A 15,785-nucleotide genomic window follows, 5' to 3' on the forward strand; every position below is an offset into this window, starting at 1 on the left:
CTTTATATTGAACAATCTTCCGTAAAGCGTGAACCGTACACTGTCAACTAAAAAACCTCAACAATCCCCTTTGGAAAGTTGGAGTTAGTGTACTATTTATTACTACTTTTATACAAAGCCTTATATAAAACTTCATCATTTTGCGTTACTGTTATCATAACATCCTCTTCTTTCATTGCATTAAACCCTTCAACATCATTAAATAAATTCGTATCTAAATCATTGTATTGAATCCCTATTTCGGAAAGTTCAATTAAAGGATCTGTTATAATCAACTTATAATAACATTGTTTATCTACTGTCACTCTATGCTTAAATAATTGCAAAAGTCCATAGCTTATTAAATAGCTAAAATCGTATTTGTAAACATAAAAGTTATAACTCATTTTGTTAGTGTAAACGATATTTGGTTCAACTATTTCTATAAAAGTTTTATTTTCAATTGCTTCTTCCTTTGGTACACTATTTATCTTCTGATTTTGGACAAAAAAACCATTAGGATCAATGAGTATAGAACCCAAATAATATATTACTGCAGTTAGTAAACAACATAAAACAATTTTAATTTTTTTGTTTATTTTCATTTCCTTTATTTACATCTTTTATTTTCAATTTATTATCAATACGCACACCACTATTTTTGCTTTCAATATCATTAAAATACGAATTAGGCCAAAAAGTAGTTGAATCTGCGCCTTCTAATCCACCTGCTTCAACTGCTCCATTAACATTATCTGTACACCAATTTGTAAAATTCGAATAATCATCTTTAGTTATCTTATCAGCTGTATTATACATCATAGTATTCTGTTCTTCTGTTGTTGTAATTTGATACGCCTTTTCATATCGCTGAAGAAGATTACCATCTCTATCTCTTTCGGAATTTTCAAAACCTTTTCCATCGTAATAATTATCCTTAAACGTATTGTGCTCTGATTGTGCAAACTCTTCAACAGACTTATATTTGCCTTTGTCAGATACTATATAACCAGGTTTTACAACTTCTTTTCCTTTTTCATTTTGATAGGTATATTTTCCTCCGTCCAACGAAAAATAAGTCCAACCTTTTTTGTCATCTCCTATAAACATTGCTAAATGTCCATATTTATGTCCTCTCCTTTGAGCTCCATAGGACAACACAACAATATCTCTACCATCGGGATCTATTGCATTAATCGGATTATTTGCCACATAAACATAAGGGTTAATATTGGGGTACTTTTCAGCATGTGGGTCCACACTCAGAAACACACTCATCGTCGGATCGTAATAACGCGCACCGAAATAGTAATACCCCGTTTACCTCCTCCTTATTATTTTTTAGGTCTCAGTGAATCTATCTCACCGAGTTATTATTTTGTTTGGGTGTTCGATGAACCTTGCTAACACTGCGGTTTCTCCTCACGAAGTACACTGAATACCAAAACAAATATAAGCGTTAATGAGATAAACGAAGTTCATCGAATACCAATAAACAATAATAAAGTAAATGAGATACATGGTCGCTATGATACCACCAAATTTTCCCTTGTCTAAATGGAGGATTCGGAATAGTAGATGGTAGTGCGTCCATGGTGACACCATTGCATATACATAGTAAAGCTTAAAAAAAGAGTGACCTTTTGGGTCACCCTTTTTTTTATCATTCTACAGTTACTTACTACTCCTGTAACTCCACTAAAAACTATCGCTCTTCAGGATGAGTTCCTGAAGACGACGGATTTCCTTTGCGCCTAGTTTCATAGAAGCGAATAAACTCTTTGCTATAATCAGAATCGGGTAAGTCTTCCGCCCGATTGTTTGAAGATTCTTTCTCTTCTTTTTTCTTTGCGCGTTTTTCTGCCTGATTTAAAAACTTCGACAATAGCTCTTTAAATGTATCAAAATCCACTTCATAAGTCAATCCTACACCTTGGGTATAACCAATGCCCTCTCCAATATAGTTGATGTCGTTTTCTCGATTAAAGAAGCGCGCATTTAGCGTTCCCTCTTCGTTAATGCGCAGCAATACTTCTACGTCACCCACAATTACCGATTGCTCTACACCACCCACAGGAACTCCTAGTTTTCCATTAACCGATATGCGATCGTTGACCTTAGTCGTAAAAGTTACCCCTAAACGACCTTCGGTTTGAGTGTATGGATTTCGTTCTCCTTGGGCGTAGTTCAGTCCTACTTTAAATTTGTCATCCGCATCGGAAAACAAATCATCAAAGATACTACTCGCACGTTCAAACAAGCTTCCTGCCAAAGCCGAAGATGAGTTGTCAGAAGAAAAGAATGACCCCGTAGCCAATAAGGCCATCGCCTGGCGTTCACGCGTATCTCTATCGCTTAACTTATAGTCTAATTCCGACTTAACAACGGAACTCACTGTTGGAAAATTAATATCAAAATCTACTTCCGGGCTACTCAAACTACCATTTAATACAATGGCAACATCCGTCGGCACTTTTCGGTTGATGATGGAATTGTCAATAATCACACTTGGATTAGCTTCAGTATGGTAAATCGCCTGTAGATCGAGAATCGCATTCATCGGGTTACCATCCCAACGAATGGTTCCATATTTCTTCACCACAAATTTTTTGTCAATTAACCCGCCATATTTGAAGTTGTATTCTCCTTCATAAGCCTGAAAATCTCCCCACATATTAAATTTACCCAACGTATTGATTTCCATCGTAATAAACCCTGCTCCTTTTCCACGCATGGCATGACCAGATTCGCGATCGAGAATAATTTCAATTTCGGCATCTGGTGTTACATAAAATTCAAAATCGAGCTCAATTCCACTGTTGCGGTACTTATAGGGATCGAAATCTACTCCCGTCAGACGTAATTTTTTCTCTTGAGGGGATAAGAAGTGAATGAAATTATTCTCTCCTGTACTTTGGGCTTCTTTTAGCGGAATCTTAATGGACGTTCCTTTATTGGAGGTCGCATTGATGTTGATACTCAACATTTCTATAGGCCCTACTATATCCGCTTTCCCGTTAATATAGGCCGTTCCATAGTACAAGCTTCCCTCTTCATATTGGGTATCCAAGGCCAAGAGATTAGAAGACGAGAGCGACAAATTCATCACCCAATCTTTAAAAATCTTATGGGAAACTGTTCCATCGACAAGTCCTCTTGTCTTGTATTTCGTATCCATTAAGCCTGCTTTGCGCAGAATGAACTGTTTGGTTGTAATATCTAAAGGAGTTTCCTGATCAAAGGCATAGGTCACTCCCGTAAACTTGGATTTGAATTTGGTGTCGTTTAAATACAAACGTCCATTGACATCTGGATTTTTAGGTGTTCCCAAAAACGAAATCTTTCCAAAAGCCGTTCCCGTCATATCACTTGCCACACTACTCAAGAAAGGCGCAATCGTTTGCAGCGGAAAATCAGTAAGTCCTGATTCTAAATTGAAATGCGTTTGCCTGTTGATCACATCTACATCCCCATTCAAATAAAATCGCTCTTTCTCATCATCGTCAACCAAGCTCGATTGAACCGTAAATTTTTCTAAGCTTTTGTTTCCGTCTACTTTGAAAAACATATCCCCCAGATACACCTTATTGATCAATAAGGAATCAATTGCAATATTCGCCTGGGGATGATAAATATCTCGTTGTTGGTAAAACTTAACATCGCCATCAATTTTCCCTCCAAAAGAAAGGTTTTCAATATCGGGGGTAATTTTAGCCAAATCTACATTACCGAAGGATAAATTCAACTGTTTATAGGTTGAATCACGCATCACACCACTGAGGTTTACCCGTTGTTTATTATGCGATATCGCCAGGGAATCAATGGTAAAATCCATCAGTGTTTTATTGAAAACTAATTTATTAGCTTTGTCGTTAAACTCGTTGATACTCCACTGGAAATCTTTGAAAAACACTTCGGATTTCTTGAATCCCACAACCGAAAGTTTCTCTTCGTTAATCGTGTGATACAAGTTTAATTCGTATTTGTCTTTTTTATTTTTCCCTCCTTTAAACTCAGAACGCACAAATAACGTATCGTTATGCGTTAAATTCAGCAAATTAAAATCGGTAACATCGTAAAAATTAGTATGGACACTATCAATGGAGACATAGGTATTGTAAATGGGGTTGGAATTGTTGACATTCAGGAGAATATTAAAAAATTCCACACCACTAACTGCAATACTAGGTGAATCGAAATTGAGTTTAAACAAATTTTCATCGCTGTCAATTTCACCATCAACGTGGGTTCTCTCGTTTAGGGTTAACTGTGGGAGAAAAACCTCAATTAGGCGATTGTGAACCGTAATATCAAAGTCGACGTACTGCCCTTTTTTAGTTTTATAGGGAGAGTAATTGGTATACAAACTACCCAATGCATTTGTAAACAACTTTTTTGACTCCACAAACAAGAATTTCCCTTTGATATATCCTTGAATAGCTTCTTTAGAATTGAGTTGTAAGAAACGTTCGCCGTCTGGTGTAAAGGTTGATTCAATTGAAAATTCATCAAACACATAGTGATCCTTACTATTGTCATAAACGGCATTGTGAACTTTAAATATTCCTTCTAAATCTTCTATATTATTGCCCTTGGCTTTAAATTCGAAGTCGCCCGTAAATTTAGACAGCGTATCATTGACGAATCCAAGTGCGTGTAGATCAGCATAATCCACTTGTGCAACGAAATCGTAGTTCTTTTCTTTGGTACTCAAGTCAATAGTACCGTTAAAATCGAGTTTTACATTGGGATCGGCACTGTGCAATAAGCCGCGGTAATACGGCATTTTCATTAAACCATCAATGGCCAATTGGGTATACTTATACTTTCCGAAAACGAATGAAAACACATCCCCCTTAACAGTTGTATTCAATGATTTTTGATTGAATCCATGTCCATCGACATATAGGTCAAAGGAGGTTAATCCAAACTGTTTATTATCAATAAAATGCCCTAAATCAAAGTGATCGAGTTTAATATTTCCTTTGTAAGTTGCGTGATTGGGATCATCTAATTGTTGAATGGCAATTTTGGCATTTCCCTTTCCGATAGAGGTCATCAATTCGATATCCGTATCCAGGGTTCTCTTGGTCAATTCAATGGTTCCGACAAGATTCACCAAGCCCAATGCCTCTAGTTCAGTTGGCAGTGTTTTGCCCAAGAGGTCAGGCATCAACGCGGCTAAGTTGTAGCGTGTCGTTTGTAAACGCGACAAATTTGCACGCATCCAAAAAGGTTTGTGATCGTCAAAAACGTTTCGAAACGCAAAATTCCCAATAATTTGAGAGTTATTCTCATCGACTAAATTTGCCTTTTCTAAAACAAAATCATTCATCACCCCTTTCATATGTCCTTTGAAAAAAACTTCCTTATTCGAAGCAAATTCATGGGCAAAAACGTTGATATCAGACGAATTTAGCTTTGCCTTTTTGATTTGAAAATCCCAGTTTACCTTATCGACAAATTCTTTCATGTCCCCTGGTTGAAAGCTCAACAGTAGATCTCCTTCAATATCAGATTGATCCGTAACCAAATGCAATTCTTTCAAACCAATAGTCGTTCGGGTATGGGAAAAATTGGTCGATAAATGTTGTACATTCATTCCCCAGTGATCCAGAAAGCTCACTTCTTTCACCAATCCGTATATTTCAGGCCCTTTGATAAAGAAATTATCCACTTGTCCTTTTAACTTTCTGAAATCTACTGCAACTTTTGCTTTGGTATTGTCGTCCGAAATAATCAGTTGGGAATTTTTGATAAAAATACGAGATGCTTTTAATCGAAACTTTCCTTCACCAGGTTGACCATCGTCAAAAATGGCGATCAGTTCATCCAAATTGGTTAGCTCTTCCTTTTCGTATTTGTGAATATTTAGGTATAGTCCGTTGATTCGCGTGGTTCCCAAATACACTTTTCCTTGTTGTAAAGCGTCGAGGTCTGCCAATCGCGTTTGCAATTGATCAATACTGATCAAGATATTTTGATGATTGTCTTTTGCCTCTACTCCTTTAAGGTGAATCACCCCAAAGATGTCGATAGCTAAGCGATCAATATAAAAGTCCGTACCAAATTTTTTGTTTATTTTCTCGGTTGCATATTGTGCCAAATAGCTTTGAACAACAGGCAACATCATTGATCCTACTGCTAGAATCAGCAAACAAAACAGCGCCAAGAATAGGCGAAAAACTATTTTTTTAAATTTTTTGATAACTATTAATGTTTTAAATTTGCTCCTTGTAATCTTCTTTCATTTGAGACCGAGGTACAATCAACAAATTTAATTAATTTTTGCCGTGATTGACCAAAAAAGAAGATATTAATTAGCTTTAAATTTAATTAAAAATGTCCATACAACCCACTTATATATTAGCGATTGAAAGTTCTTGTGACGACACGGCTGCAGCTGTTTTGGCGGACAATCGCGTGCTGTCAAATGTGGTGGCTCGTCAAGAGATACACGAAGAATATGGCGGTGTTGTGCCAGAGCTTGCTTCGAGAGCACATCAGCAGCATATCGTTCCTGTTGTTGATATTGCCTTAAAAAAAGCGGGAATCACCAAAGATCAACTACATGGCATTGCCTTTACTCAAGGGCCTGGTTTAATGGGATCGCTATTAGTTGGAGGGTCGTTTGCCAAGTCATTAGCACTGGCACTAGACATTCCTTTAGTTGCAGTCAACCACATGCACGCCCATATTCTATGCCATTTTATTGAAGAAGACGGTTTTGAACAACCTACTTTTCCGTTCTTGGCGTTGACTATTTCAGGAGGGCATACTCAAATTGTGCAAGTCAACAGTTTCTTTGACTTACAAGTATTGGGTGAAACAACAGATGATGCTGTAGGTGAAGCATTTGACAAATTGGCAAAAATTCTCGGTTTCCCTTATCCAGGTGGGCCGTTAATTGACCGTTATGCCAAAGAAGGAAGTCCAAAAGCCTACGCCTTCACCAAGCCAAAAGTAGACGGTTTGAACTTTAGTTTTAGCGGTTTAAAGACACAATTTTTATATTTCATCCAAAAGCAAGTCAAGGATAATCCCAACTTCATTGAGGAAAATAAGGCGGATATTTGTGCGTCTATTCAACAGACAATTATTGCTATTTTAATGGACAAGCTCAAAAAAGCGGTGGAACAAACAGGTATAACGCAAATTGCTATTGGCGGTGGTGTATCAGCCAATTCGGGTATTCGAAAAACCATGCAAGAAGCCGAGCAAAAATACGGGTGGAAAACGTTTATTCCCAAGTTTGAATATACCACAGATAACGCAGCGATGATTGGTATTGTTGGATACTATCGCTACCGCGAATCGCTATTTGCCGATTCGTCTGTTGTGTCCAAAGCGAGAATTGAATTTTAATCTACACCAAGTATGCAGTTATTTTACTCCCCTTCTATCGATAAAGAACAAACAACTTTCACCTTTGACAAAGAGGAAAGCAAACACATCATACGCGTATTGCGCAAAAAAGAGGGCGATATTCTCTTTGTAACCAATGGTAGAGGTACGCTATTTGAAACCAAAATTTCCTTGGCATCAGATCGCAGCTGTTTAACGGAAATTATCAACTATTCCGACAAAGAACAAAAGCCTTATCGCTCGCATTTAGCTGTAGCTCCTACAAAAATGAACGAGCGCTATGAGTGGTTCTTAGAAAAAGCAACCGAAATTGGCATTTGCGAAATAACCCCAATTATCTGTGATCACTCGGAGCGCAAAGTAATAAAAACCGAACGCTTCGAAAAAATCATTCAATCGGCAATGAAGCAATCCCTTCAACTGTATTTGCCCAAGTTAAATGATCCCATCACCCTCAAAGAGTTTTTGAAAAAAAACCATGAAGGCGAACTATACATTGCTCATTGTGAAGAAGATAAAGAAAAAGAACTACTTAAAAACAAGATTAAACCCAACGAAAACTACTTGTTATTAGTTGGACCTGAAGGTGATTTTTCTACTGTTGAAATAAAAATAGCGCTAGAAAAAGGTTTTAAACCTGTATCTTTAGGTCATACAAGATTGAGAACAGAAACAGCTGCTCTTGTTGCTTGTCATAGTTTTGTATTCGCTAACGAATAAATCCATGCATATTGAAAGCCAAAGAAATTTCTAAAGGCATCGTCCGCGCGATCCTCATTTTAAGTGGAATTGCACTAAGTGCTGTTTTGTTGTATCAAATCCGCACTTTATTCATTTACCTTGCGCTAGCTTTTGTTTTAGCCTTAATCGGCAAACCATTAGTTGATTTTTTACACCGCAAATGCAAGTTGAAAAAACTCTTTGCCATCAGTGTAACCATGGTCTTTTTTATTTTCGTGTTCATCGGTTTTTCTTTTATGTTTGTCCCGCTCTTCACCACACAAGCTCAAAACTTGTCCGTGTTGAATACTGCACATTTACAAGAGGATTTCAATGGACTGATCTCCAAAATTGACCTATATCTAGACGCAAAAGGCATTAGTTTGGACAAAATTGTGGAGGAATCCCATCTAAAATCACAACTTAACCTCGATTTCGTCCCCAATTTACTCAATACCCTTATCAGTATGTTGAGCGATATTGGAATTGGCTTATTCTCAGTGCTATTTATCGCCTTTTTCTTTTTGAAAGACCAAGTAGTCTTGGAATACCAATTCAAAAAGTTATTCTCTAAAAAGCACGAAAATAAGGTTCTAAACTCCATCAACAAGATTAACAATTTATTATCCCGCTATTTTTTAGGCCTTTGTGTGCAGATGTTTGTCATCTACATTTTAGCTCTTAGCGTATTGTTGATATTTGGAGTAAAAGGCGCTGCAACGATTGCTTTTTTATGTGCTATTCTCAATATTATCCCGTATATCGGTCCATTGATTGGCAATATTTTAGCTGTTGTGTTTACGATGTTAACCTATATTGGCGATGACTTTATTGAAGTTACACTTCCCAAAGCCATCTCCGTAATGATTGGCTTCCTTGTAGTCCAACTCATTGACAATGTGGTAAACCAGCCGTTAATCTTTTCTAATAGTGTTAAATCACACCCCTTAGAAATCTTTATTGTCATCTTAGCAAGTGGTATGTTTAGTGGAATTTTTGGAATGATTGCCGCAGTTCCCCTGTATACCTGTTTAAAAGTGATTGGAAAAGAGTTTTTCCCCAATGTTCGATTTATTCAAGTACTGACCAAAAAATTATAAGTGGATATTCAACTCCTGACACAACCTGAAGTTCAAGCCTATATAGAGGAACACCTAGCGGATTCCCTTGCCTCTTTGGCATTCAAAAAGAGTCCATTTCCCGATTTGACGATGTCGGATTTGCTCACGCAAATTGAGAGTAAGCAAAAGGCTAAAAACAAGCTTTCCAAGTGGTATAAGACGAAAAACATAGTTTTTCCTGCAAAATTGTCTATTGAACAAACCTCATCGGAAGAATGTGCAGCCTATAAAGCTGCATTGGTTGAAGGAGACTCCCTCATTGATTTAACTGGTGGGTTTGGCATTGATTGCTACTATTTTGCTCAGCGCATCAAAACAGTCACACATTGTGAGATACAACCCGAGCTCAGTGCTATTGTTCAACACAATTACCGACAACTCCAACAAGATAATATTGATTGCATTACTGGAGATAGCTTGATTTATCTAGCCAATAGCAACAAGCAGTTTGACTATATCTACCTCGATCCTGCACGGAGAAATCAAAGCAAAGAAAAGGTTTTTTTCTTGCGCGATTGCACCCCTAATATTGTGGAACACCTTGATTTACTCCTAGAGCATACCAAGACGATCTTAGTTAAAACGGCACCTCTCTTAGATATTCAAGCGGGTCTGAGCGAACTAAAACACGTGAAAGCTATTCACATCGTTGCACTGCAAAACGAGGTCAAAGAGTTGTTGTGGATCATCGAGAAAGACTACGTAGGAAAGATTGAATTAATTGCGGTCAACCTAACCAAAACAGAACAACAGCGCTTTGTGATTGATTTATCCGATGACAGCATTGCTACATATGCCCAACCGAAAACCTATCTCTATGAGCCCAATAGCGCCCTGTTGAAGACGGGAAAATTCAATGCAATTAGCGCCATTTTTAAAGTAGATAAATTACACCAACACAGCCAGTTATACACTAGCGATGAATTGGTAAACTTCTCGGGCAGACGCTTTAAAATAAAGCAAAATTTGCCTTATAATAAAGCTACAGCCAAAGAATATTTACAACAACAAAAAGCAAATGTCACCGTGCGTAATTTTCCGTTGAAGGTAGATGAATTACGCAAAAAATGGAAGATCAAAGAAGGAGGTGAAACCTATATATTTTTCACCACTACCCTATCCGATCAAAAGGTATTTCTAATTTGTGAACCCGTATAAAAATCAGCCTTATTATGCCGTTTCGTGAATCCAACACAGTTGAGAAATACTGTGCCAGGTAACGGTTACTGTAGTATTGGGATGCAGGGACAATCCTGGTTGATTGGCAACGAGTAAATAGCGTTTATCTTCGTAGAACACCTCAACTAAAGCGCGTTGTTGTGCATCCTCTCTTATCAACTTTCCCGCATGATCAATAGCCACTACACGTCCCATGGCTCTTAACTTTCCCTTTTGCACGCGTTTGCGATCAAATCGCGGATACAAGTGGTGATACACCCAAACCAAAGGCGTTAACCCCAAAATCATACTTAGAAAGAAAGAAACCACCTCAGCTGTGGTCCAATCAAAATTTTCAAAGTTCCACACAATCGCAACAACTAACGTCAGTGCAACGAGTAAACCCCCAAAAGATAACGTATCGCTAATGCAATGTCCCTTCGGTCGTGGAAAGGCTTTTGGCGTTGGCAAGGCATCCATACCTTTTGTTTTTCTACCAATTGATCTTGCTTGTGCTTGTTCGATAGAATCCTGCAAACCCAAGGCTAACGCATGTCTATACTTTTGTTTCATCTTTTCTGCAAATAATTAATGAACTGTACATCATAAAGCCAATAAAAAAAGTTACAATTACAACACACAGACTACAAATAGTAACAAATTGGGATCAATAAATAGAAAAAACTCTAGGTGAGAACGTGCATTGGTCATTTCCTTCTGCTTGCTCAAAAATCGCTTAAAAAAATAGAATTAGCCCATTGTTATTGTAAATTGTAACTTTAGATCATTGTCTTTTTTATTTCTTTTTCACAAGTCAAAAATACATACAATAAATTCGATAACAATCGAAAAATCAAAGTCTTAACTATTTCATAATTCAATATACACTTTCCAAACATTGGCGTTACATTGTCGAAATATTGCCCAACTTATCCGCTTCTTGTTCCTGTGGTTTTCATGGAAACTACTAGGTGATTATGAAAAAAATAACCCAAAGAAGTAGGGCAAATTGCACATAATTTCATTACTTTGTAGGGTAATTCCAAATGAATCGTTTCCTATGAAAAGAAAGATATTCTTTGTGGTAACCCTGCTGTCAACTTTAGCTTTTATGAGCTGTAAAAAAGAAGGAAGCACCATACCGCAACCGACTCAAGAAGCAACAGAAACAACTCCAACTACGGAAGTTGATACGGTTGCATTGAAAAAGCAAATTGAACAAGAAAAAGAAACCTTGAGCAAGCCTTATAATGAAGAAGAAGACGCACAAGCGAAATTAGATGCTCTTATCGCTCAAGCAAATAAAGAGGGGAAATTCGTATTTGTACAAGCGGGTGGAAACTGGTGTATCTGGTGCTTGCGTTTCAATGATTTTGTGCAACAGACACCTGAACTAAAGCAAGTAGTGGATCAAAACTATCTGTATTACCACTTAAACTATTCGAAAAACAACAAGAATAAAGCGGTATTTGACAAATACACCCCAAACAGCAAAGGATTGGGATACCCTTTTTTCTTTGTAATCGATGGGACAGGTAAAGTTACAAACATCATCTCTTCTGAAGCCTTAGAAGAAGGCAAGGGATATAGCACAGCCAAAGTGAAAGAAATGTTTATAGCAAACGCACCTAAAAAATAAAAAAATAGCCTCAACGATTTTGAGGCTATTTTTTTTCTAGTACCACAAACGCTTATTCTGCAACCAACCTCCTCAATAACACAGCTACAACAATTGTACAGATTGAGTCGTACGCATCGTGTACATCCATAGACGCAGTTAAATCGTCTTTTGCGATTGCCTAAATATAATTTTAAACCGATGCTTTTTTTGCTATTAGTAAGATTTAAACAGAACACCTTCAGCGAAGAGACATAATCGATAAAAACAGCTTTTATTTTTAGGTTCAATTGTTAATATTTTACACTTTTAAAACTCAAAAACCCTTACATATCCTAATTTCTGATAATAAAATTGTGTTAAATAGCATTATCCTATTTTACACCTGATTTACATTTGTTTTTCTCAACCATAAATTATTCAACTATGTTGATGACTACATTACCCTTAGGAGGAGTAGCGCCCTCTGAATTTATAGTTGTTGTTGTAATCGCTTTATTGCTATTTGGAGGTAAAAAAATTCCAGAATTAATGAAGGGACTTGGAACAGGAATTAGGGAATTCAAAGAAGCTACACGAGAAACAAATGCTACTACAGCAGCTCCTAAACAAAAAATCACGGAACCAATTACGGAAACTGTTGTTGAACCCGCTACAGAAGTAGATACAGCAACAAATCAAGTAGTTGAAAAGTAAAAAAAAGGTTGGATTTGATCCAACCTTTTTCTTTATAAATTGAGAAGTGAGCTATGGGCAATTTGTTCATCCCTCAGTTTGTATAAAACCGTTAGCGTAAACTATCGGATCACCTTAACCTTATCACTATAGCGAATGGGTGCTATAGGACTTTCGGCAGGATATCCTAAAGCGACGTTAATCGTTACTTCGTAATCTTCTGGAATGTTGATCAAGCGCAATAAGTCGGCATTTTCAGGTAAGTTCAAAATAGGAACAATCGTACCCAGTGGGCAAGTTCCTAACCCCAAAGCATGAGCGCTCAAGAGGATGTTTTGCAACGCAATTCCCGCGTCTAATCGCGCATGTGCTGCACCTTTTTCTGTAGCAATGACAACAAATGTTGGGGCATGATGTGAAATACTAAATCCAGGTTCCCTATATTTTGCTGCACTTCCTTGAAATTCTTTTCCTTGGGCAAAGGTTAAGAATCGCTGGTTGATTTCTGCAATAATCTTGGGGTTTTGGATAAATCGAATCTCCCAAGCTTGTTTATTCAAAGCACTAGGTGCATAGATCGTCGCTTTCATAATGGTATCCAATTGATCTTGGCTTACTTGTTGATCCGTAAATTTGCGAATCGCCCGACGCTGGAGTAAGTTGTCAATAATGGCTTCTTTTGCACTACCTTGGTAAACCACCTGTTCTACTTTGGTCTCTTGTGTACAAGAAGTAAATAAAACCCCTAGGGTTATTCCTGCATATAGGTATTTTTTCATTTTATTTCTTTTAAATAACGTTGTGAACTTGCTTTGCATACGCATAATTGAAATTGACAATAGTGTAAATGATATAGAGATAAACGAGATAGGGAATCCACCCGTAATAGTACAAGCTGATGACTGCCAATGCACAGCCCAAAATTTGTAGGGTTAAAAAGAAGATTGTCTCCACTTCTTTTTTGCGGTCTTTGGTTTGTCCCCATACTCTAGGTTGAAATACTTGGCTTATTTGAGGAGAGAATCCGTTGAGCAACAAAATGGAATAGGACATATATTCATAGCGAACGTTCCCTAAAATAAAAAGGTAGACTAGGAGTCCAATCATCGCGCCATAGTACAACTTTCCTTTAGCATTGGTAGGACTAGAAGGCATATCTGTAGCCATAAAGATTGTTGCTAATACAATACCACTCATGGAAAAGCGCAAATCCGTCTCCGTTCCCATCCAGGCGCTCAAGGTAAAGACACTCAACAGGGCCAAGGGAATATGCCAGCTAATTCTATTTCTCAACAGGAGATATCCTCCACCTAAAGCGAGGCAAAGGATGGAATATTCCCCCAAAGCACCAGAAGTTTTATATACTAAATCACTAAAATAATGGGAGATGAACGCATTGTCCAAAGCGGAGAACAAGTTTGAAGCGGGAGTTTGTATGGCGGCCTTGGTGTCCCAAATCGAGGGAGAAGTCATAGTCGAAGCAAAAAATACGCCCATAAATTCTCTGCCTACCAAAGCGGGATTAAACCGATTTTTACCCAAACCACCCCACACTATTTTGCCAAATAAAATAGCCGAAAAAGCGCCAAAAGCGACGATATATCCAGGGGTAATAGGCGACAGTGTACAGACTAACAACAAGGCTGTAACAACGGCTGATCCATCGCCTAAGGTGTTCTTTTTACCCAAAAACAGCCAGGAGCAACAAAACTCAGTGACTAAAGCTGTGAAAACAGCAATACCTACTTGATACAGCAGTAAATGGCCAAAAGCGATCCACCCTACAAACAAAGCAGGTAGCAACGCGATAACCACGTCGAGCATCAGGAGTTGAAGGCGATCAAATCGCGGTTTTATATACGGATACACAGCCATTTAACTCGTTTTAATTGAAGTGGTTACTACTTTTGTTTTTCCGTCAAAAATATGCTTCATCAACGGAATATCACTGGGGCAGCTATAAGCACAAGCACCACATTCGATACAATCGAGTAGGTTGAGATTGAGCAAGTCGTCCACTGCATTTCTTTCATTGTGACGCACAAATTCTAACGGCATCAATCGCTGTGGGCACACCTCTATGCACCAGCCACATTTAATGCAATTTTGCTGATTCTGAGGTTGTTTCTTTAACAACAAAACACCTCCTACTCCTTTGTGAAGTGGTGTGAGCCCTGATTGCGCGTGTTTGCCCATCATTGCACCTCCAACTATGGCCCAGTGGGTATTCGAATTCCATGTATTCGCCGTGGCTTGAATCAAGTGTTCCATCGGCGTTCCGACCTTAACTACATAATTTCCTCCTAAGGTTCCCTTCACCCCCGAAAGCGTTACCACGCGCTCAATCGCAGGTTTGCCTTCAAATAATGCTTGGTATATCGCCCAAATTGTTCCGACATTATTGACTATAATGCCGTGATTCGCAGGCACACTTCCTTTGTGAATCTCTTTTTGAGTGGCAGATCGAATCAGTTGTAATTCTCCTCCTTGGGGATAGTTATTTGGTAAAAGTTTGACCTCAACGTTCATATTTGCTTTCGCAGCGGCTTGGTGAATTCCCTTCTTTAACACCCTATTTTGCTTTTCAATTGCCCATATCACACGCTTTACCCCCAATACCGTTTGTATGACACTTACCGCTTGTAGGAGTTCCTCTATTTTCTCTTGCATTAAACTAAAATCTGAACTCAAATACGGTTCACATTCAGCTCCATTCAACAGCAAAGTATCAATCGAACCCTGAGCCACCCTATATTTTAAATGGGTTGGAAATTGAGATCCTCCAGCACCTACAATGCCGGCTTGCAGCAAAATATCGCAAAACCCCTCTAGTGTAAGGGACTTGTGTTCCACGGGTTGTAAGGGAACCTCAGCATCTTTAAAATCATTTCTCAACAAGAGAACGGCTTGTCCGTCTATTTCAGTGAACGCCTCAACCACACCAGAAACAGGTGCGTGTAACTGAGTGGCAAACGACCCAGTACTCTTGGCAATGGGCTGGTATTTACGCACGTATTCTCCCTGTTGAACCAGCGGATGCATCACATGGCGATACGCTTGTAAAGGCAGGTAAAAAAGAGCTGCATCTGCTATAGGTGCTATTGCACTTCCTCTGGTCTTTTTCTTGAATGAGGGAATCAAAACCATAG

Annotated in this window: 12 protein-coding genes and 1 pseudogene; 6 read left to right on the plus strand and 7 right to left on the minus strand. The window is 38.2% G+C overall.

Going from position 1 to position 15,785, the window contains the following annotated elements:
- Positions 1-92 precede the first annotated feature (92 nt).
- From H4K35_RS04125 to H4K35_RS04135, 3 genes and pseudogenes are all read right to left on the minus strand, one after another.
- Positions 93-584, minus strand: a complete 492-nt coding sequence (locus H4K35_RS04125; RefSeq protein ID WP_182626125.1) for a hypothetical protein — start codon at positions 582-584, stop codon at positions 93-95.
- Positions 562-1,287: pseudogene (locus H4K35_RS15735) on the minus strand (RHS repeat-associated core domain-containing protein); the annotation flags it as partial. The gene H4K35_RS04125 and the pseudogene H4K35_RS15735, both read right to left, overlap by 23 nt.
- Positions 1,288-1,684: 397 nt before the next feature.
- A complete protein-coding gene (locus tag H4K35_RS04135; RefSeq protein WP_255492360.1) occupies positions 1,685-6,112 on the minus strand; it encodes a translocation/assembly module TamB domain-containing protein in 4,428 nt (1,475 codons plus the stop codon).
- 209 nt (positions 6,113-6,321) lie between these two features.
- Here H4K35_RS04135 and tsaD point away from each other — a divergent pair, with 209 nt between their 5' ends.
- From tsaD to H4K35_RS04155, 4 genes are read left to right on the plus strand one after another with little or no spacing between them, the layout of a single operon-like run.
- A complete protein-coding gene (tsaD, locus tag H4K35_RS04140; protein WP_182626126.1) occupies positions 6,322-7,344 on the plus strand; it encodes a tRNA (adenosine(37)-N6)-threonylcarbamoyltransferase complex transferase subunit TsaD in 1,023 nt (340 codons plus the stop codon).
- A gap of 12 nt (positions 7,345-7,356) precedes the next feature.
- Complete coding sequence (locus tag H4K35_RS04145) at positions 7,357-8,064, plus strand: 16S rRNA (uracil(1498)-N(3))-methyltransferase (RefSeq protein WP_182626127.1); 708 nt, start codon at positions 7,357-7,359, stop codon at positions 8,062-8,064.
- A gap of 8 nt (positions 8,065-8,072) precedes the next feature.
- Complete coding sequence (locus tag H4K35_RS04150) at positions 8,073-9,164, plus strand: AI-2E family transporter (RefSeq protein ID WP_182626297.1); 1,092 nt, start codon at positions 8,073-8,075, stop codon at positions 9,162-9,164.
- A complete protein-coding gene (locus H4K35_RS04155) occupies positions 9,165-10,343 on the plus strand; it encodes a class I SAM-dependent methyltransferase (RefSeq protein ID WP_182626128.1) in 1,179 nt (392 codons plus the stop codon).
- A gap of 12 nt (positions 10,344-10,355) precedes the next feature.
- Here the strand turns inward: H4K35_RS04155 and H4K35_RS04160 are convergent, their stop codons facing one another.
- A complete protein-coding gene (locus H4K35_RS04160) occupies positions 10,356-10,916 on the minus strand; it encodes a hypothetical protein (protein ID WP_182626129.1) in 561 nt (186 codons plus the stop codon).
- 487 nt (positions 10,917-11,403) lie between these two features.
- Between H4K35_RS04160 and H4K35_RS04165 the strand changes: the two genes are divergently transcribed.
- Together H4K35_RS04165 and H4K35_RS04170 are read left to right on the plus strand one after the other, a co-directional pair.
- A complete protein-coding gene (locus tag H4K35_RS04165; RefSeq protein ID WP_182626130.1) occupies positions 11,404-11,982 on the plus strand; it encodes a thioredoxin family protein in 579 nt (192 codons plus the stop codon).
- Positions 11,983-12,387: 405 nt separating this feature from the next.
- A complete protein-coding gene (locus H4K35_RS04170) occupies positions 12,388-12,657 on the plus strand; it encodes a twin-arginine translocase TatA/TatE family subunit (protein ID WP_182626131.1) in 270 nt (89 codons plus the stop codon).
- 101 nt (positions 12,658-12,758) lie between these two features.
- Here H4K35_RS04170 and H4K35_RS04175 read toward each other — a convergent pair whose 3' ends face one another.
- The 3 genes from H4K35_RS04175 to H4K35_RS04185 are packed head-to-tail and all read right to left on the minus strand — an operon-like array spanning position 12,759 to position 15,783.
- Positions 12,759-13,415, minus strand: a complete 657-nt coding sequence (locus H4K35_RS04175) for a nitroreductase family protein (RefSeq protein WP_182626132.1) — start codon at positions 13,413-13,415, stop codon at positions 12,759-12,761.
- Between the two features lie 10 nt (positions 13,416-13,425).
- Entirely contained in the window at positions 13,426-14,511 is a 1,086-nt protein-coding gene (locus tag H4K35_RS04180; protein WP_220497651.1) for an RnfABCDGE type electron transport complex subunit D, read from the minus strand.
- On the minus strand, positions 14,512-15,783 hold the full coding sequence (locus H4K35_RS04185; RefSeq protein ID WP_182626133.1) for an RnfABCDGE type electron transport complex subunit C: 1,272 nt from the start codon (positions 15,781-15,783) through the stop codon (positions 14,512-14,514).
- Positions 15,784-15,785: the final 2 nt, after the last annotated feature.

The organism is Myroides sp. NP-2 (assembly GCF_014145665.1).
Classification (GTDB): Bacteria; Bacteroidota; Bacteroidia; order Flavobacteriales; family Flavobacteriaceae; genus Flavobacterium.

What these genes read in the sequence shown, in the direction of transcription:
- H4K35_RS04125 (WP_182626125.1), bottom strand. Translation starts at nt 584, where the DNA reads ATGAAAATAAACAAAAAAATTAAAATTGTTTTATGTTGTTTACTAACT.
- H4K35_RS04135 (WP_255492360.1), bottom strand. Translation starts at nt 6,112, where the DNA reads ATGATGTTGCCTGTTGTTCAAAGCTATTTGGCACAATATGCAACCGAG.
- tsaD (WP_182626126.1), top strand. Translation starts at nt 6,322, where the DNA reads ATGTCCATACAACCCACTTATATATTAGCGATTGAAAGTTCTTGTGAC.
- H4K35_RS04145 (WP_182626127.1), top strand. Translation starts at nt 7,357, where the DNA reads ATGCAGTTATTTTACTCCCCTTCTATCGATAAAGAACAAACAACTTTC.
- H4K35_RS04160 (WP_182626129.1), bottom strand. Translation starts at nt 10,916, where the DNA reads ATGAAACAAAAGTATAGACATGCGTTAGCCTTGGGTTTGCAGGATTCT.
- H4K35_RS04165 (WP_182626130.1), top strand. Translation starts at nt 11,404, where the DNA reads ATGAAAAGAAAGATATTCTTTGTGGTAACCCTGCTGTCAACTTTAGCT.
- H4K35_RS04170 (WP_182626131.1), top strand. Translation starts at nt 12,388, where the DNA reads ATGTTGATGACTACATTACCCTTAGGAGGAGTAGCGCCCTCTGAATTT.
- H4K35_RS04175 (WP_182626132.1), bottom strand. Translation starts at nt 13,415, where the DNA reads ATGAAAAAATACCTATATGCAGGAATAACCCTAGGGGTTTTATTTACT.
- H4K35_RS04180 (WP_220497651.1), bottom strand. Translation starts at nt 14,511, where the DNA reads ATGGCTGTGTATCCGTATATAAAACCGCGATTTGATCGCCTTCAACTC.
- H4K35_RS04185 (WP_182626133.1), bottom strand. Translation starts at nt 15,783, where the DNA reads ATGGTTTTGATTCCCTCATTCAAGAAAAAGACCAGAGGAAGTGCAATA.